17 protein-coding genes and 1 pseudogene are annotated in these 17627 nt (G+C 38.5%); 4 read left to right on the top strand and 14 right to left on the bottom strand.

Annotation, left to right across the window (positions count from 1 at the left end):
- From NXS11_RS03340 to NXS11_RS03325, 4 genes and pseudogenes are all read right to left on the bottom strand, one after another.
- Window positions 1-186 (bottom strand): annotated as a pseudogene (locus NXS11_RS03340) (deoxyribose-phosphate aldolase); the annotation flags it as partial.
- 13 nt (window positions 187-199) lie between these two features.
- On the bottom strand, window positions 200-1555 hold the full coding sequence (locus NXS11_RS03335) for an MFS transporter (protein WP_259198629.1): 1356 nt from the start codon (window positions 1553-1555) through the stop codon (window positions 200-202).
- 12 nt (window positions 1556-1567) lie between these two features.
- Complete coding sequence (deoD, locus tag NXS11_RS03330; RefSeq protein WP_259198627.1) at window positions 1568-2275, bottom strand: purine-nucleoside phosphorylase; 708 nt, start codon at window positions 2273-2275, stop codon at window positions 1568-1570.
- Between the two features lie 348 nt (window positions 2276-2623).
- Window positions 2624-3361: a GntR family transcriptional regulator gene (locus NXS11_RS03325; RefSeq protein ID WP_259198625.1), complete on the bottom strand. Its 738-nt coding sequence runs from the start codon at window positions 3359-3361 to the stop codon at window positions 2624-2626.
- 204 nt (window positions 3362-3565) lie between these two features.
- Here NXS11_RS03325 and NXS11_RS03320 point away from each other — a divergent pair, with 204 nt between their 5' ends.
- Window positions 3566-4438 (top strand): DMT family transporter, encoded by an 873-nt coding sequence (locus tag NXS11_RS03320; RefSeq protein WP_259198624.1) that lies wholly within the window; start codon window positions 3566-3568, stop codon window positions 4436-4438.
- A 626-nt stretch (window positions 4439-5064) separates the two neighbouring features.
- The gene (locus NXS11_RS03315; protein WP_259198623.1) at window positions 5065-6210 is read left to right on the top strand and encodes an ROK family transcriptional regulator; all 1146 of its coding nucleotides are present in this window, start codon (window positions 5065-5067) and stop codon (window positions 6208-6210) included.
- Here NXS11_RS03315 and NXS11_RS03310 read toward each other — a convergent pair.
- Window positions 6178-6378, bottom strand: a complete 201-nt coding sequence (locus NXS11_RS03310; RefSeq protein ID WP_259198621.1) for a hypothetical protein — start codon at window positions 6376-6378, stop codon at window positions 6178-6180. The genes NXS11_RS03315 and NXS11_RS03310 overlap by 33 nt on opposite strands.
- 91 nt (window positions 6379-6469) lie before the next feature.
- Entirely contained in the window at window positions 6470-6805 is a 336-nt protein-coding gene (locus tag NXS11_RS03305) for an SdpI family protein (RefSeq protein WP_259198620.1), read from the bottom strand.
- A 254-nt stretch (window positions 6806-7059) separates the two neighbouring features.
- Between NXS11_RS03305 and NXS11_RS03300 the strand changes: the two genes are divergently transcribed.
- Window positions 7060-8013: an NAD(P)-dependent oxidoreductase gene (locus NXS11_RS03300; protein ID WP_259198619.1), complete on the top strand. Its 954-nt coding sequence runs from the start codon at window positions 7060-7062 to the stop codon at window positions 8011-8013.
- Between the two features lie 12 nt (window positions 8014-8025).
- Entirely contained in the window at window positions 8026-8373 is a 348-nt protein-coding gene (locus NXS11_RS03295) for a cupin domain-containing protein (RefSeq protein WP_259198616.1), read from the top strand.
- 219 nt (window positions 8374-8592) lie between these two features.
- Here NXS11_RS03295 and arcC read toward each other — a convergent pair whose 3' ends face one another.
- Genes arcC through allC form a run of 8 tightly spaced genes read right to left on the bottom strand, consistent with a single transcriptional unit; the run spans window position 8593 to window position 17460 of the window.
- A complete protein-coding gene (arcC, locus tag NXS11_RS03290) occupies window positions 8593-9528 on the bottom strand; it encodes a carbamate kinase (RefSeq protein ID WP_259198615.1) in 936 nt (311 codons plus the stop codon).
- 12 nt (window positions 9529-9540) lie between these two features.
- Entirely contained in the window at window positions 9541-10290 is a 750-nt protein-coding gene (locus NXS11_RS03285; RefSeq protein WP_259198613.1) for an oxamate carbamoyltransferase subunit AllH family protein, read from the bottom strand.
- Window positions 10287-11552: a YlbE family protein gene (locus NXS11_RS03280; RefSeq protein ID WP_259198612.1), complete on the bottom strand. Its 1266-nt coding sequence runs from the start codon at window positions 11550-11552 to the stop codon at window positions 10287-10289. Before NXS11_RS03280 ends, NXS11_RS03285 begins: the two co-directional genes overlap by 4 nt.
- Window positions 11552-13303, bottom strand: a complete 1752-nt coding sequence (gene fdrA / locus NXS11_RS03275; RefSeq protein WP_259198611.1) for an acyl-CoA synthetase FdrA — start codon at window positions 13301-13303, stop codon at window positions 11552-11554. Before fdrA ends, NXS11_RS03280 begins: the two co-directional genes overlap by 1 nt.
- 16 nt (window positions 13304-13319) lie before the next feature.
- Complete coding sequence (gene allD, locus NXS11_RS03270; protein ID WP_259198609.1) at window positions 13320-14369, bottom strand: ureidoglycolate dehydrogenase; 1050 nt, start codon at window positions 14367-14369, stop codon at window positions 13320-13322.
- A gap of 27 nt (window positions 14370-14396) precedes the next feature.
- Entirely contained in the window at window positions 14397-15413 is a 1017-nt protein-coding gene (gene allD / locus NXS11_RS03265; RefSeq protein WP_259198607.1) for an ureidoglycolate dehydrogenase, read from the bottom strand.
- Between the two features lie 15 nt (window positions 15414-15428).
- A complete protein-coding gene (allE, locus tag NXS11_RS03260) occupies window positions 15429-16220 on the bottom strand; it encodes a (S)-ureidoglycine aminohydrolase (RefSeq protein WP_259198606.1) in 792 nt (263 codons plus the stop codon).
- A gap of 16 nt (window positions 16221-16236) precedes the next feature.
- Window positions 16237-17460, bottom strand: coding sequence for an allantoate deiminase (gene allC / locus NXS11_RS03255; RefSeq protein WP_259198605.1), 1224 nt, complete (start codon window positions 17458-17460; stop codon window positions 16237-16239).
- Window positions 17461-17627: the final 167 nt, after the last annotated feature.

Here is a 17627-nt window from a genome sequence, read left to right as displayed (position 1 = left end):
ACCAATAACTGTACATACCAGCACATCAGAGTTTGCTAACTTTTCAGCCGCATACGCCACATGTGTTGGATTGACGCATACTGACTTGAATTGATACGCTTTTGCCTCTTCAATCATTTTGTCGATTTGTTTACGTGTAGATTCAGGCTTTAATAATGTATGATCAATATATTTTTCGTAATTCATGTTATAACTCCTTTTATGCTTCAGTTTTTGTCCAGCGATTTAATACAATAAATAAGATTAATCCCACAACACTCATCAAGCCTAAGATAATTAAAATCATACCAAAGTGAGATGATAATGCTGTATTACCCGGGAAATTAAGTGCTTTTAAATCAATTAACGCTGCTGCAATCGCAATACCTACTGATACACCTACGTTAATAATTAAATTGTAGAAGCCAATTGCGACCCCTGTCATATTCACATCAATTGTGCGAATCGCTTCATTCAACAACGGTGCATACATTAACGCAAAACTACCTGCGAAGAAAATCATTGAAATCACAAAAATTGCAACGTGTTGTCCCACTGCAAATGCTGGTAAAAACAAGCTTAACGTAATTAAACCAATCGCTGTAATAACCGCTTGTTTTGAGTTTAAATAGTTTGCGATTTTACCGCTCAATGCACCGACAACAACAGCCACTAAGTAGCCTGGAATTAATAATAATGATGTTGTATCTAGCTCAAAGTGATAAATCTGTTCCATAATAAATGGAAACGTGAAAATATAACCTAACTGAATCATATACATCACAAAGACAATAAATAAGAATGATGCATAACGTCTATTTTGAAAAAACGTCTTGTCGACAAGTGGCTGTTTCGCATTTTTGATATACAATGCAAAAATCGCAATGATAAGAATCGCACCTGCCAAGTACCACCAGTTAAAGTTTGTAATAAATAACATAACCGTTGTCGCAATCGTAGACACTAAGATTAACCCAATAAAGTCTAGATGTGCTTTATTCACAGATTCTTCTTTTGGCATTAACTTGAATAAGAACGGTAATGTGAACACAACGATTAGCGCGATTAAAAACATGTTTGTCCAATGTAAATACGTTGAAATAAAACCACCTGATAGCGTTCCTATAACGAGTGACAATGAATAACTACTCGTACTTAAGCCAAGATATGTCTTCTGATCTTCCTTAGACAAATACTTCGCAACATAAATCACATACAATGTTTCTGCCGCCGCAAGTCCTGCCGTTTGAATAATGCGTCCTGCAAGCAATAACGGAAATTGATGTTGGAAAATATAGCCAATCATTGAACCAATAATAATTAAACAAACACCGTAAATAAAGAGTGTTCGAATACTGATTGCGTCAGACAGTGATGAATACACCACTGCACCGATACCAATCACAAGTCCAGCAAGAGTCGCTTGCCAACTTACCGTAGTAACAGATATATTCAAGTCATCTGCAATCGCAACAGAGATTAACTTGAATGAGTTATCGATAACCAAACTAAATACGAATAAAAAGAGTAGAATCGGTACTGCTTTTTTTACTTTATCATATGATGTTGTTCCCATGCCGTTCACCCCTTATACGAGAGATAGTGCGATTTCAATCATGTCTGTAAACGCACGTTCTCTTTCTTCTGGTGTTGTTGCTTTGTTGTGGACGATATGGTCACTTACTGTAAACACACCTAACGCTTCTACACCTGCATATGTTGCATTCATATACAATGCGGCAGATTCCATTTCAACACCGAGAATTCCCATGCGTTGCCAACGTTCATTCGCTGTTTCATCTGCATTATAGAAAATATCACTTGATAAAACATTACCAACATGATAATTAACGCCTTTTTCACGCGCTGTATTCACTGCACCTTCTAATAAATGATAAGATGCGATTGGCGCATAGTGCCCTGGTAAACGATATTGTTTCACATAATCTGAATCTGTGGACGCCGCTTGCGCAATGATAACATCGTATAAATCAATATCCGGCTGAAGTGCGCCACATGAACCGACACGAATCAATTTCTTACAACCAAATGTATGAATGAGCTCATAAGAATAAATACCAATGGATGGAATACCCATACCTGAACCCATTACAGATACTTTTTTGCCTTTGTATGTGCCTGTGTAACCAAACATATTTCTAACACCATTGAACTGTTGTACATCTTCCAAGTATGTCTCCGCAATAAACTTCGCACGTAATGGATCTCCTGGCAATAATACTGTCTCTGCAATCTCAACGCCGTTCATCGGCTTAATATGTGGTGTAGCTTTCATGTATAACGACCTCCAAGTTGTATAGTTATTTGTCTATTTGTCTAACCACTTATATCTTATAACTTGTAGATAGCGCTTTCAAGATGTAATTTGTGACAAATTGAAGAACTCAGAAATTGTGAAAGAAGCGCGAGCATTCGAATAGAACTGAACAATGAGGCGGTTTCTATTGGCTGAAATATGAAACCTATACCCATTTTAGTCATAGCTGCTAGAGCCTCTTTACTAACACATGAAATTTCTGCAGTACATCCAAAAAGCCATATGTGACTGCACATCTTATATGCATATCATCATACGGCTTTTAAACTTCGTGCTATTCAGTTGTCTCATCAAATTCAACTTTGTCTATTCCATTTCTTTTAAACGTGACACATTGATTTCTGCTTGAGCTTGTGGCACATACCATTTATTAATCATAATGGGACTCTCCTGCCCGCTATATAATGTTTCGACAATTAGCCAGCAGTGATTCCCACCATCAAACTTATGTGTATCGTGTGCGAATTGAGGTTTCTCAGTCGTTGAAAACTTTAAGTCAGACTGTGCAGTATATTCATACACCTGCTCTTCCACAAACTTTTGTACTGCAGCTTGATTTTGCGTTGATACTTCATACATATCAATCACATTAATTGGAATAAATGAAAAACATAGTGCATCTGCTTGTTGTGTATCATTGCTTTCACTTACATAATAGCGCTCCATCGCAATAACTGCAGATGGATGATCTGGAAACAGGTGGTTCGTATATTCACTTTCCAAATCGACACGATAGTGAATCGCATCTAACATCATCACATTGCGTGCCATTTGTTGAAGTGGATGTGCTAAATATGCCATGCTTGACGCACTGTGATCGCGATGCTGCGATACGACAAAATGTCCTTTTCCGCGTATACTTTCCACTACACCATCTTCCGTTAACAACTTAATTGCCTGGCGCAACGTCATACGACTCACGCCGAAACGCTCGCAAAGGACTTTCTCGGTTGGCAATGCCGCCCCACCTGGAAACTTACCCATTTGTATTTCTGCATAAAGCGTATTGTAGATTGTTAAAAATTTTGGCTGTGATTGCGTCACCAAAATGACCTCCCGTGCCTGTATACTTATATTTTCATCATACACCAATTTCATTCACAACATAAAGCGTATATTTGGAGATATAAGACATCCCTCTTAGTGACCGCACTATGACGGGACACCAACCCTTATATTGGGATTGTATTACAACGGCGCTTTCGCTATAGTAGAACACAAGTTCATATACGCAAGGGGGAAAGTATATTGAATCACTTCATGTATATCAGTTGTATGCTAATTTGGGGACTTAACTTTATCGCTGTCAAAATACAAGGCACTTATGCGTCACTTGAAATATCATTGCTATATCGTTCTATCATCGCATTGTGTCTCTTTTTCATACTGTTTATAATTCAACGTAAACACCTCGCATCATTAAAAGGCAATATTGGGACAATTGTTGGCTTTGGATTATGTAACTTTGCGATCAGTTATCTATTATTGTATTATGGAACTATTTTAACAACTTCTGCACTAGTAACACTTATTTTTTCTATGAAAGTTGTCACAACACCGCTTCTGATTAGTGTAATTCTCAAACAAAAAACAAGCGGAAAAATCTATATCGGGGGCGCATTCGGGATTTTAAGTGTGATTATTACGCTCATACCACAACTGCATCATCTAAGTAGCGACTTCTTGTTAGGTGGGGTACTCGCCATACTCGGGACATGTATCACTTCGTTAGGCGATGTGTTCTCACTTTATAATAGTGACAAAAACATTGATCCCGTCTTCGCAAATACCATGGGCATGTTTGCAGCAGTTATGTTACTGCTTATCTTTTCCATCGTCAGCGGTCAGTCCTTTACATTTCCAACACAGCCAACGTATTGGCTGGGACTCGGTTATCTAGCTGTACTTGCATCATTTGTCGCATGGTTGTTCTATTTGAAACTCGTCAAAAATATAGGTGCCTCTAAAAGTAGCTACATGGTCGCCGGCTTTCCAGCAATCGGTGGTATTGCAAGTGTAATTATCGGTGAATCACAACTGACTATTTATCTTATATTCGGCATTATCTTCGCCGTATTAGGTGCCTATATCGCCTTGTCTAAAGAGCGACAAAGTGCATAGTAACAGCCCTACAAAAGTGACATTTGACTTTTGTAGGGCTGGTATTTATCTGATATATTGATGCAACATCTATGATACTGCATTTACTTAACAAAATATATAGGTAGCATACAGCAGTTGGATGAATTATAAAAGTTGTAAAGGTGTATTCCTACTCTCAGTAAATCTTACCCAGAGCACAGTAGACTCATTCAGAAAACAAAATTTTCATCTTGCCTCACTACTTGCTTTCCTGGTATCCAAGTGATAAAGAGATCATTGCGCCACCTATAAAATATATAATCGGTCTTATAATCGTATTTTCAAAACTTTGATGAAGAAAAATCATAATAAGAACAATCAAAATACCTATGATAAATGCTACTTTATTTCTAATATAAAGCATATAAATCATCCTCACTAAAAGATTTGATTAGTTTATCTAAACTTTATGCAGGTGTAATAGTTGCTGGTACGTATAACACGCAATTTAACCACACACCGTTTCCTTGATCCACTTTACTCATTCCCCACCTCTAACGGCACATATCTTCAATTAATGCTATACTTATTTATTATTAGAACGGTTGCTCGAGACATGTCTGTCTATATCGTACAGTAAAAATACATTAAAAGGGGGGAACACAATGAAACACCTGCAACATTTAGCCTTCACTGCAAATGAGCGCATGGTATTAAAAACCATTTTCAATCATAAACCAATTTCTATGACGGAGATTTCTCGTCTGACAAATACGAATAAAGCAACGATTTCAGGGGTGATTAATCGCTTGAAAGCACAACAAGTCATATGTGAAGTCGGTCAAGGCGAGAGTACAAAAAAAGGGGGCAGAAAAACGATTTTGTTGGAGATTAACCCTAACTTTGGCTATACTGTATCTCTTGATTTTACATATAACTCCGTTGATATGATGTTTAATGCTTTTAATGGTAAAGTGATAGCATATCATTCTTATCCACTCTCAGAAAAGACGATGACACATGCTTTAGATATCGTAGAAACACAATTAAACCCTACCGATTCACATGGCACACAACATGGTCTTCTCGGGATTGCAGTGTCGATTCACGGTGTCGTCAATCAAGACCAATCCATTCGTACATCACCATTTTTAATATTAGGTGATTTATCAGTCCAAGCGCGTTTAAAAGAATATGCGCAAGTACCCGTACTAATCGAAAATGAAGCGAATTTAGCTGCACTCTATGAACATGCACTGCGCAATCATACGTGCACTGAAAGTTTAGCAACATTAAGTATTCATAAAGGGATTGGTGCTGGTCTTATTTTAAACAATCAATTATATCTTGGCGCAGACGGTAGCGCTGGGGAAATTGGGCAATCATTAGTGCGTGTCTCTGATACACACTATGAAAAAATTGAAAATATCTGCTCTCAAGATGCTTTGGTGTCACGTATTCATCAACGTTTGGACGAACCGTTAACCCTTGAAAGAATTAATCAATACTATCACGCACAACACCCTATTGTTCTTGAAGAGATACAGCAATTTATTGATCTTATCGCCGTACTTATATACAACTTTTCCATCCAGTTGAATCCGGCACATATTTATATCAACTGTCCAATAATGAACGAAATTCCAGATATCTTACTTCAAATTCAAAACAAACTACAAGCCTTCTCATATGACACCACAGCCATTCGTCTAACATCTAATGTTCAGTATGCAACACTCTTTGGCGGCACACAAAATGTGAACGTTGGGGGATATTTATTAAAATCCTTTTCTATTAATTTGTCGTTTTAAAAATACCAATATTAATAAACCATGTACAATCGTCAACCCTTTAAAAATCAGTGAACTAAATGAGATAAAGAAAGCTGTTAATATGACTTCAAGCACTAATATGACGATAATCCATGCCAGCAATACTTGTTGAGACTTTGGCATTGACTGCTTTTGTTTACTCTCCATAAACGCTCCTTTGTCGAATCTGTATTTCCCAAATGACGACATTCCCTTAATGCGATGATAACATAAGCTTTCTCTGCTTAGAGTTATACACCTAATCCAACTCTCGATTAACACGTTGATATACAATGAACATTAATATAAACAGAATAATTGCCTGGGAAATATCGGAAACAAGCAATATATTCTCATAACCCACTATCAGCAATACAACATCTACAATAAACCAAACAATCGAAGCCATTATTGCGTAACGAAAAATCTTTTCAAAAATTTCTCCAAATAACGCTTGTGCATGCTCCCAATTTTGTTGGTTTTTCATTGATTTGTTAGTCCGAAAACCCCAGAAATAGTTAATTTGTTGAGGTGGTGCTTTAGAAAATAATCTTCCTAATAAATAACATATTAAACTGCATAGTAGTAATGTCATATTTATCTCCCCTTTGTCTAATCACTTACCACTATCATACCTTAATAGCAAATGTCAGGCATACTTGAGATATTGTTATCCCCATTAATAAGTTTGCTAATTTTCATCTTACTATAATGACTCAACAACTTTTCTTTTATTTTTATTGTTTATTGTGAACAAAATCACAATTATTTTCTTCCATTTCTGTGCTAACTGTACGATTTAAAATGTCCTACAATTAAGATACAAAGAAAAAATCAGGAGGAAACAATATGAAAATTTTAGTAGCTGGAGAAATTCCTGAATCAGGTATGACATTTTTACAAAAGCATTTTGACCATGTTGATGTTTTTGAAGGTGAAAAACTCATCACCAAAGAAACGCTCATTGAGATGATCAAAGATAAAGATGCGTTAATTAGTTTGCTTTCAACAAATGTCGACAAAGATGTGATTGATGCGGCACCGAATCTAAAAATTATTGCGAACTATGGTGCAGGTTTTAATAATATCGATACTGACTATGCACGTTCAAAAGGCATTGATGTGACAAATACACCAAATGCCTCTACTAATGCGACGGCTGACTTAACATTTGCGATTCTTTTAGCAGCTGCAAGACGTGTTGTTGAAGGAGACGAACTATGCCGCACAGTTGGCTTCAATGGTTGGGCACCCCTATTTTTCAGAGGTCGCGAAGTTTCTGGTAAAACAATTGGTATTATCGGCTTAGGTGAAATTGGTTCTGCTGTAGCGAGACGTGCCAAAGGTTTCGACATGGACATTTTATATTGTGGTCCACAAAGACATGAAGACAAAGAACAAGCGCTTGGTGCAAAATATGTTTCACAAGAAGAACTATTAAAAACAGCAGACTTTGTCGCAATTAACTGTTCTTATCACCCATCTATGAAACATATGATTGATGCGGAAGAAATTGCAATGATGAAACCAACAGCTTACTTAATCAATGCTTCAAGAGGACCTATCGTGCATGAAGCTGCTTTAGCGGACGCATTAGAAAATAAAGTCATTGAAGGCGCTGCACTGGATGTATTTGAATTCGAACCTGAAATTAATGACAAATTGAAAACTTTGAAAAACGTTGTTATTACACCACATATTGGTAATGCGACATTTGAAGCACGTGATATGATGGCTGAAATTGTGACAACGAATGTCTACAAAAAGTTAAATAACGAGTCACCTGACTACATTGTTAACTAGGAGGACACACATATGACGCAAGAAAGATATTTCAAATTAGATACGTTACATCAATATTGTGATTTTGAAGCAAAAAAGAATATCTTTTATCAATCGAAACAATCTGCCGGTGCAGTATGGTGTATCCGTCCAGGACAGTTTTTAAAAGCACATAAACATGCAGATGCAGATGATGTCTGGATTGTTTTAGAAGGCGAGGGCGAATTCACTACTAATAACGGTGAAAAACGTACGATTGCCAAAGGGGATATTATCGTTTCCTACCCTGGTGATATTCATGGCGTCTACAATAATGGCACCGAAAACTTTGTAATGCTCGGATTTGCCACACCGATGCCACTTGATTTCATTGAATGCTAGCAGTATGTGGGATAGATGAGACTCCTATCCCACGCATGTAAGTTCCCATACCTAATAACTCACCCCACTACGAGATAGATGCTTGGTACACATCGTTTCGTGGTGGGGCTTTTTCAAATTGTTATTAATATATGTTAAAGCTGTTCATACGGGTATTGCTATGTTCATTGTTCAAAATAATGCAGGACGCAAATTTTAACACGTGCGCCCTGCTTTTTCTTATAACGTAATTTTTGTGCCTGCTTGTCCTGCTAATGCGTCGACAGCGTCTTCTAATGAGCAAATAATGGCTTCTTTACCCGTCTTCGCAAATTCTATTGCCGCTTCCACTTTCGGCAACATACTACCTGCTGGGAATTGATCTTCTTTAATATATTGTTCTGCTTCCGCCACAGTCATATGTGTCAACTTCTGTTCATTATCTTTACCCCAATTAATATACACATTCGGTACATCTGTTAACATCATAAAGACATCAGCATCCGTTTGTTGTGCCAGTTTCAATCCTGACCTATCTTTATCAATAACTGCATCAACGCCTTGAATATCTCCTGCTTCATCTTTATAAATCGGAATACCGCCACCACCTGATGACACGATAATCGTACTATCAAGCAATTGGTTAATCGCATCAATCCCATGAATCGTCTGAGGTTCTGGCGATGGTACGACACGTCGATAGCCTCTGCCCGCATCTTCCATCATGACGTAGCCTTTCGTTTCCTCTAATTGCTTGGCTTCCTCTTCTGTAAAGAACACACCAATCGGTTTTGTTGGTTTATCAAAAGCTGGATCATCCTTATCTACTTCCACCATGGTCATCAATGTCACAACATTCAAGTCGATATGTGCCTCACGCAATTTGTTCTTCAATGCGGTTTCTAACATAAAGCCAATAAACCCTTGTGACTCAGCACTACTAATAAAAATGGGTAACGGCGCAATCGTTTCTTTTGCTGCTTCATTTTGTGCAATGATATTCCCGACTTGTGGACCATTCCCATGTGTCACAATAATATGATGGCCTGCTTTCTTAATATCAATCATATTTTCACTTGCTTTGATTACGTTTTGATACTGATTGTCATATGTTGGTTCTTGCTTAGGTCGTAATATTGCATTACCGCCTAAAGCCAACACTACCTTCTTACCCATACATATCCTCCTTTATATAGCAGAAAAGATACCATAGGCGGTATCCTTTCCTGAAGAAGACCCGACATTTAATAAGCGTGTGATACTCAAGGAAAGGCTGGGTTCATTTAATAAATCAATGAGGCATGAACTAAATATACCTTCAAGTGCTAGATTTAAAATCTGCTTACTCACCAAAGTCGTACAATCTTCTTGTAATATTTTTTTAATAAGGGCTATTTTAGAAGGCACAATAAATGGTGTGAGGCAATGTACAAAGAGCATCCCCACCAAAATATCATCACCTGTCGGGGTTAAACCATTGCCTCTTCCGATAAAATAGTGCAACATGCCTTCATCATTATCACTCGTTAAGTCTGTTAACAGTAAATCAACTTGCCGTTTATTAAAGTCAGTGTGTGCATACCCACTGAAATCAACCTTCTTAATTTCATCAATAAATGCTAGATTCTTAATTAATTTGTCTTTAAAATTAATAATCTCTCCATTCAACCGTACAATGTGTCTGTTAAAGTACAGACAATGATTCTTCACCTTCACTTCATTGCCAACTTGAATATCATCTAATAACTGCCTCTTTGTTTGAGGAACCACATTGATACCAAAAGGGAATAAACCATTTTCAGCGGTACCAATAAATATGATTTCTCGACGTTCATTGATGATATTAAATCCTTTGTTAAACACACTGTGAATGATTAAATCACCTGCATTCACAAATTTGAAAACTTCACTACCGATCACATTTGTATCAAATATCAAGACGTGTATCCTAACTTCTTAGCATATGCCTTAATAGCTTTCTCGAAACATTCAATAGGTGGGTGAACCGTTCCCGCACCAATTTGTCCAAAACCAGCAACTTTATGCGCAATACCTGTATTAATGACCGGTGTAATGCCTGTTTCAACTACTTTTCTTGCGTCGATACCCAGTGGTGCACCTTTAAAGTTCCATGTCGGAATAATAAAGTTAGGGTTTTCCGCAATACAGATCTCTGTCATTTGATTCGATGTTTCAAGTGCATCGTTAAACCCACCTGTCCCAACAAAACGCGTTACTGCTGGTGCCGCAATCATTGACATCCCACCGACACCAATTGTTTCCGTAATCGCTGAATCACCGATATCTGTGTTGGCATCGTCTGCTGAGTAACCTGTAAAGTACAAGCCTTGTGGTGTGTTAACAGGGCCTGTAAACCATTCGTCACCCATACCAGCAATACGAATGCCAAATTCTTTACCGTTACGACACATTGCCGTTACAATCGTACCTGCTTGAATTGTACGTGCTGCATCCATCATCGCTTTCCCCGTCGCCATAGCAATATTTAAGAAAAATTGATCTATATCTGACAAGAACTGTAAAACATCTTGTTTATCTCGATCTTCTACATCATCAAGTCCTGAAATGATTGGCGCCATATCTCTTAAGAATGCATATGATGCTGCAATATTACGTTGGTGAAACTCATCGCCCATCGCAATCGCTTTTGCAATAAGTACATTGATATTCAAACCACCGTCAATTGTTCTCAACGCTTTGCTTAATACAGGTCCTAAAACATCTTTCATCCAGTGTAAACGGTCAACAACTTGCTGATTATAGGCACCAAATCGCAACACCGCACCGATTCCCTCATTCATTTGGCAATAAGCCTCGTTGCCGTTTTCTTTATTTTTGACAACGAGCACTGGCATGCTCATTGATGTAATACCGCCCATTGGCCCTACTGCATTCACATGATGACAAGGAATGAACGTGATTTCGCCTTTTTCTAATAATTGTCTCGCGCCCGCTTCATCACTTGCCCATCCTTCAAACAAAATAGCACCGACACATGAACCTTGCATTGGATCTGTCATATCTTCATATGTCATTGGAGGTCCCGCATGTAACAAAACATGTTTTTGTAACTCTGGAATGACTTCGAATGCTGGAACTACATCAGTTAAAAATGGAGACGCTGCAATCACTTTATCAACAACTGCTTGGTTGGCTTCATCTATTGTTTTAAAATTCATTACTCAGTCTCCTTTTCATAATTATTTAAAAACTGTAGTACTTTAATTAATTCTGTATCTCCACCCGCAATAGGTTTCCAATTGAACTGAACGTATGATGTATCATGATCTTGAAGTGCTGTTGTAAAGCTCTTTAAGCCAATATTAATAACACTTGGTTTATTATTAATCAGCTGCATCACTTTGTCGTCTACTGTAAGATCTTCTGTAACTACTTCAAATGTTTCTAATGTTTTCTCAGGCTGTATCACTTTTCCACCTAACAACTCAATTGCAGTGCGTACCATTTGATCGTTCGTATCACAAATATGCGCACCTGCATTGGCTAAGATTGTTTTTTGTGCTTCATAACCTTGGTAGTCTTTCGTTGTGCCCACAACTGTTGCCAACACGATTATTTCACGTCCAGCTTGTTTCGAACGTTCAATCACTTCACCAATAATTGGTGCAAGCTCATTCGCCATATCATCATGACTACCATAACCAATCACATTGTCCAACATAATCACTGCTGTACGTTCATCTTCTACCGCTTGACGTAGCTTTTCTTTACGAATTTCTGGATCAATCATCGGATGTGGCTTACCTTGCGTATACATATCATCGCCTAAATCAATCACTTCATGGTGTTCTGACTTCAACGTATAACCTTCTGAGTGATTATCTGTTACATCAAACGCATCTTGAATAAGAATAGCCGCTTCATAAGCTAACGTACCGCCTGAATAAAACCCTTTAATACTTGTTTGTTCTGATGTAAAAGCTGGCTTCACGTCTAATAATGACTTTGGTTCATATACTGGTGTTTCACCATTTGCCAATTGCACGGATACAACTGCTGCTTCTTCTAGCGTGTATGCATTATAAATATTTTGCTCATCAAATGTCGGTTTATGTCCAAGGAATAGTGTCACAATTGGCTTAGAAATATTTCTAAGTGTATTCATAACTTTTTCTTGAACTTCCTTCGCAGGTGGTTTGGAAATCACTGTGATAACATTTACAGTTGGATCCGCATTAAGTGCTTTAATACTGTCAATCATCGTTACCGCACCGACTTCAGTCGATAAGTCTCGTCCACCTGTACCAATCGCATTCGTTACACCTTTACCTAAACGATCAATTATCGTTGTGACTTCTTGGATGCCCGTACCTGATGCACCGACAATACCAATGTCACCCTTGCTCACGGTATTCGTAAACGCTAAAGGCACACCGTGAACAATCCCCGTACCACAGTCAGGTCCCATGACTAGTAAGCCTTTGTCGTGTGCCAATTGTTTCAGTTTCACTTCGTCTTCTTTGGCAACATTGTCACTGAACATAAATACATTCAGATTGTGTTTCAATGCATTCTCTGCTTCCATTGCCGCATATGTTCCTGGAATTGAAATCAATGCTAAATTTGGTTTCTCTGCCAAATCTAATGCTTGTTTCCAACTCGCTGCTTCCTTGTTAGACGTGCTATCATCAGTTTCTGTTTCGCCTTTTAATGCCGCTTCAACTTCTGCTTTAACCGTCTCAACTTTTTCTGGATTATCTGTATCAATAACAATTACGATATCATTAGCGCCTGCTTGTTCTAATTCGTCTGTCGCTAAACCAGAAGATTTGAAAATATCTTTGTTGGCAGGTGTCCCCATCATCACTGACGCTTTATTCACACCATCAATGCCACTTAATTTATTAGAGAGTAACATCAGTACAATAGAATCTTGATACGTATTTTCTTTAATTACTGTGTATAGCATCATGTTCCTCCTTCATTTATTCTGCAAAGCGATTCTTGCCGTGATATCTGTCATAATGGACATCATTACTAATCAAATAATTATAAATATCATCTGGAATCTCTATACCGTCTTTATCGTATTTTTCCGCACGCAACTTACCACGTTCGCCTGGATAGTAAACTTCACCGTATCCTGGGGCTGCTGGTTGTTGCTTCAATCCATCTAACATCGTGGAAATCTGTGTTTTAAACATTGTTGGATCCGTAAAAAATGCTGGATTAATCACAATGTGCAATTGACCCAGGTTTCGTCCCTGTGTCATATCTTGATACATAGAAGTCACATGAATTCCTTGTGGTAAACCAAGCAATGCGCCAGAGAGAATATCGACCATCATCATCAAGCCGTACCCTTTAGCCCCTGCAACTGGTAAAAGTGCATGAACGTCTCGCGAATTGGTTGTTGGCATACCGTTCGCATCAACCGCCCATGTATCTGGAATATCTTTGCCTTTACTACGTGCATCAAGAATTTTGCCCCATGCTTGTACAGTTGTTGCCATATCAAAAGTAATAATGCGATCATCATTCGTAGGACAACTAAATGCGATCGGATTGGTACCAAAGTATGGTTCTGTCCCTCCAAACGGTACAACCATTGGATCAGACTGGCAGACACTTATTGCAACCATACCTTCTTTGGCAGCTTTTTCGACAAAATAACCTAATGCACCACTGTGAGAAATTGCTTTCACACCAACAATCGCAACACCATTTTCTTTAGCCATTGCAACCGCTTCTTCCATCGCATATAAAGCTGCCTCATGCCCTGGCCCGTTGTCACCATGATAAATAGCTGAAGCGGGACCTGTTTTCTCCAAACGATATTCAGGTTTAACTGTTATACCACCTTTAGCAATTCTTTCTGCATAATATTCCACACGCACAGCACCATGCGAATGAATACCTCTATGATCAGCAAATACCAATACGTCTGATACATGATTAGCAGACACTTCTGATAATCCTGCTTTCATTAATTTTTCTTTGATTAATTTGAATAACTGCTCTTTCGTAACTCTCACAGGTACAACCTCCTCTCAGTCCAATCCTTACTGTGTTAGATAGTCATATATTTCTTTAGCAACAGGAATACCACTTTCTCGATACTTCTCAATCATCATTTCTTGAATTTCTCCTGGATAATACACCTGGTCAAATCCTTTAGATGGTGGAATAGCATGCAGTTCATCTACCATTTGAGATATTTGTGCTAAAAAGCGATCTGCATCACCAAAAAATGCTGGGTTAATGACAATATGTAATTGTCCAAGCCTACGATATTCCGATAAATCTTTGTACATAGACGTTACATGTTGACCAAACGGCAATCCAAGTAAGGAACCTGCTAAAATATCGATCATCATCATTAAGCCATATCCTTTAGGCCCTGCAGCTGGTAACAACGCTGCAACAGCATGTGGATTCGTTGTCGGTTCGCCTTGATCATCTACTGCCCACGTATCAGGAATCATCTTGCCTTTACTTCTCGCATCAAGAATTTTGCCCCATGCTTGCACAGTCGTTGCCATATCAAAAAGAATTGGCTTACCCTCTCGCTTCGGCGTTGCAAAGGCAATCGGGTTCGTACCAAAATATGGTTTCGCCCCGCCAAACGGCACAACCATGGGATCAGATTGACAAACCGTCAGCGCCACCATTCCTTCTAACGCTGCTTGTCGAGCATAATAACCAATCGCACCACTGTGTCCCATCTCCTTCACACCGACAACCGCAATACCCTTATGCTTTGCCATTGCAATCGCTTCTTCCATCGCTTTGTATGCAACATAATGACCGATTGCATTGTCGCCATGGTAAATCCCACTACAAGGTCCCGTTTGCTCAAAGTGTAATGTGGGTTGCAAATTATACCCTTTCGCTTTAATGCGGTTTGAATAATATTCTGCTCTCACAGCCCCATGAGAATGAATCCCACGCTCATCAGCAAAAATCATCAAATCCGCCGTCTTCTCAGAAAATTTTTCTGGCAGACCCGAATTAACGAGTTGTGTAAAAAATAACTGTCTTAATGCTTCTCGTGGTACATACACTAATTCTTCTGCCACGATAATCCCCCTTATCTACAGCTCAATATCTCTATTCGCATCTTTTGAATAAATATAAGCAAATGGTTCATCTAACCCAATCGCATATGTTGCTTGTGGCGAATAAGCCCCCATGAAAATGTAGTCTCCCTTGTCTACAGGAATCCAATTTTTATCAAGGTTATACATTCCTCTTCCACTCAATACATAAGCACCATGCTCTTGAACGTGTGTTTCAATATATCCATGTGATGCGCCTGGCTTGAATGATAAAATATGGAAGTTCATATCAAACTCTAATGATTTAGGTAATAAGTCTTGAATCAATACTTCTTCCATGCCTTCATATGCTTCTGGTTCAATGTCGTTCACATTACCAACAACAATATCTGGTGTACCGACATTTTCTGCTTCCTGATAACGTTTTTTGTATAAAAATAGACGACTGTCCTCGCCACCGTTATTATTCTCAAATGTTAATTGAAGATGTGGTGGAACATATAAATAACCGCCTTGTGTTAATTCATATGATTGACCATCGACTTTCGCCGTAATCGCACCATACACAACATACACAAATGTTTGGATACCATTGCCACCAAAACCTTGATGGTTTCCGCCTTGATTTTTAACTGTTACTAAATAATCAACGAATCGTGCGCCGAGTCGTGGTGAACCTAAGATTGTTATGTCACACTCTTCAAATCCTGGTACGACGTTGTTCACCAAGCCATCTGGTGTAATTAATGCAAAGTTATCCTTTTTAATGACTGATCTTGTTTCTAATAAATCTGTTCTATATCCTTGATTGTGATTTAAATAACCCACTTACAATCGCTCCTTTTTAATATGCTAGCTTGTGTAATACGCTTGCTAATACTTCTATACCTTTGACTAGGTCTTCTACGTCTGTCTCTTCTTCAACGTTATGTGAAATACCTTTAATAGATGGAACGAAAATCATGCCTGTCGGTACATGTTTCGCAAAAATTTGTGCATCATGCCCAGCACCTGATGGCATCACTTTATATGCTTGACCCGCTACTTCTTCTGCAGCCAACTTCACATTTTTAATAATGTCATCGTCCATCAAAGTTGGGGCTTCATCCATCCATAAGTTAATGTTGACGTCCATACCACGCTGTTGTGCTACTTCTTTAATGGTTGCTTCTACTTCTTCAGCAAATTTATTAAGCGCCTCTTGGTCAATGTGTCGGCAGTCTACTGAGAATTCAACTTCTCCTGGCACAACATTTACTGTATTCGGTACCGGTGTCACATGACCGAACGTCAATACAAGTGGGTCACCCATTGCTTCTGCCCGTTTCACAAGTCGCTGTACAATTTCTGTAAAGGCTACAACCGCATCTTTTCGAAGTCCCATTGGTGTCGTACCTGCGTGATTTGCTTCGCCTTTCAAGTTAATCGTATAGCGTTTCTGACCTACGATACCTGTCACCACACCGATTGCTTTTTGTTCTGTTTCTAGCACTTTACCTTGTTCGATATGCATTTCGACAAAGGCTTTAATATCTTCACGCACTTTGTCATCTTGTCGGAAGTCAAAACCTGATTGACGCATTGCATCTGTGAATTTCACGCCTTCTGAATCCGTAATTTCTTCCACATCTTTATGGTCTGCAAGATTGAAAAAGTTTTTACTACCCCAGAATGTATATGGGAAGCGACTTCCTTCCTCCTCTGCTAAAGAAAGCACTTCCAGCGACTTTTTCGGTTGACCATATTTTTCCAACAAATATTTGATAGCCACAATAGCAGATAGAATACCAAACTGTCCGTCTAAGTGGCCGCCTTCAACAACCGTATCAATGTGTGAACCAGACATAATTGTTTCTTCAGGATTCTCAGTTCCTTCAATACGTCCAGTGAGATTACCGACAGCGTCAAACTGCACTTCGAATCCTTCCTCTTTCAAAAGAGATTCTAGTGCACCAACCGCTTTCGTCCACTCATCTGAATATAATAATCTTGTAATACCGCCACCTTTGAGACCACCATAACTCGTAAATTGTTGATCTAAACTTTCAAACATTGTACGAATATCCACAGCATTTACCTCCTCGTTATTCTTCTACTTTAAGTGTATATCCTTACAGATGATAATTCTTTAACACTTTGCATAATAGTCGGACACTTTTTTATCCAAGTTATACAAACAATATTGCTCATTATATACGTATACTAAAGTTAGGAAACTAGATTCATATATAGAAA

This window comes from Staphylococcus americanisciuri, assembly GCF_024814435.1.
GTDB lineage: Bacteria > Bacillota > Bacilli > Staphylococcales > Staphylococcaceae > Staphylococcus > Staphylococcus americanisciuri.
This window is presented reverse-complemented; position numbering and strand designations above follow the sequence as displayed.

Coding starts and splice junctions, on each gene's coding strand:
- deoD (WP_259198627.1), bottom strand. CDS start 2,275: ATGAAAGCTACACCACATATTAAGCCGATGAACGGCGTTGAGATTGCA.
- fdrA (WP_259198611.1), bottom strand. CDS start 13,303: ATGCTATACACAGTAATTAAAGAAAATACGTATCAAGATTCTATTGTA.
- NXS11_RS03295 (WP_259198616.1), top strand. CDS start 8,026: ATGACGCAAGAAAGATATTTCAAATTAGATACGTTACATCAATATTGT.
- NXS11_RS03280 (WP_259198612.1), bottom strand. CDS start 11,552: ATGAATTTTAAAACAATAGATGAAGCCAACCAAGCAGTTGTTGATAAA.
- NXS11_RS03310 (WP_259198621.1), bottom strand. CDS start 6,378: ATGGAGAGTAAACAAAAGCAGTCAATGCCAAAGTCTCAACAAGTATTG.
- NXS11_RS03300 (WP_259198619.1), top strand. CDS start 7,060: ATGAAAATTTTAGTAGCTGGAGAAATTCCTGAATCAGGTATGACATTT.
- arcC (WP_259198615.1), bottom strand. CDS start 9,528: ATGGGTAAGAAGGTAGTGTTGGCTTTAGGCGGTAATGCAATATTACGA.
- NXS11_RS03335 (WP_259198629.1), bottom strand. CDS start 1,555: ATGGGAACAACATCATATGATAAAGTAAAAAAAGCAGTACCGATTCTA.
- NXS11_RS03305 (WP_259198620.1), bottom strand. CDS start 6,805: ATGACATTACTACTATGCAGTTTAATATGTTATTTATTAGGAAGATTA.
- NXS11_RS03315 (WP_259198623.1), top strand. CDS start 5,065: ATGAAACACCTGCAACATTTAGCCTTCACTGCAAATGAGCGCATGGTA.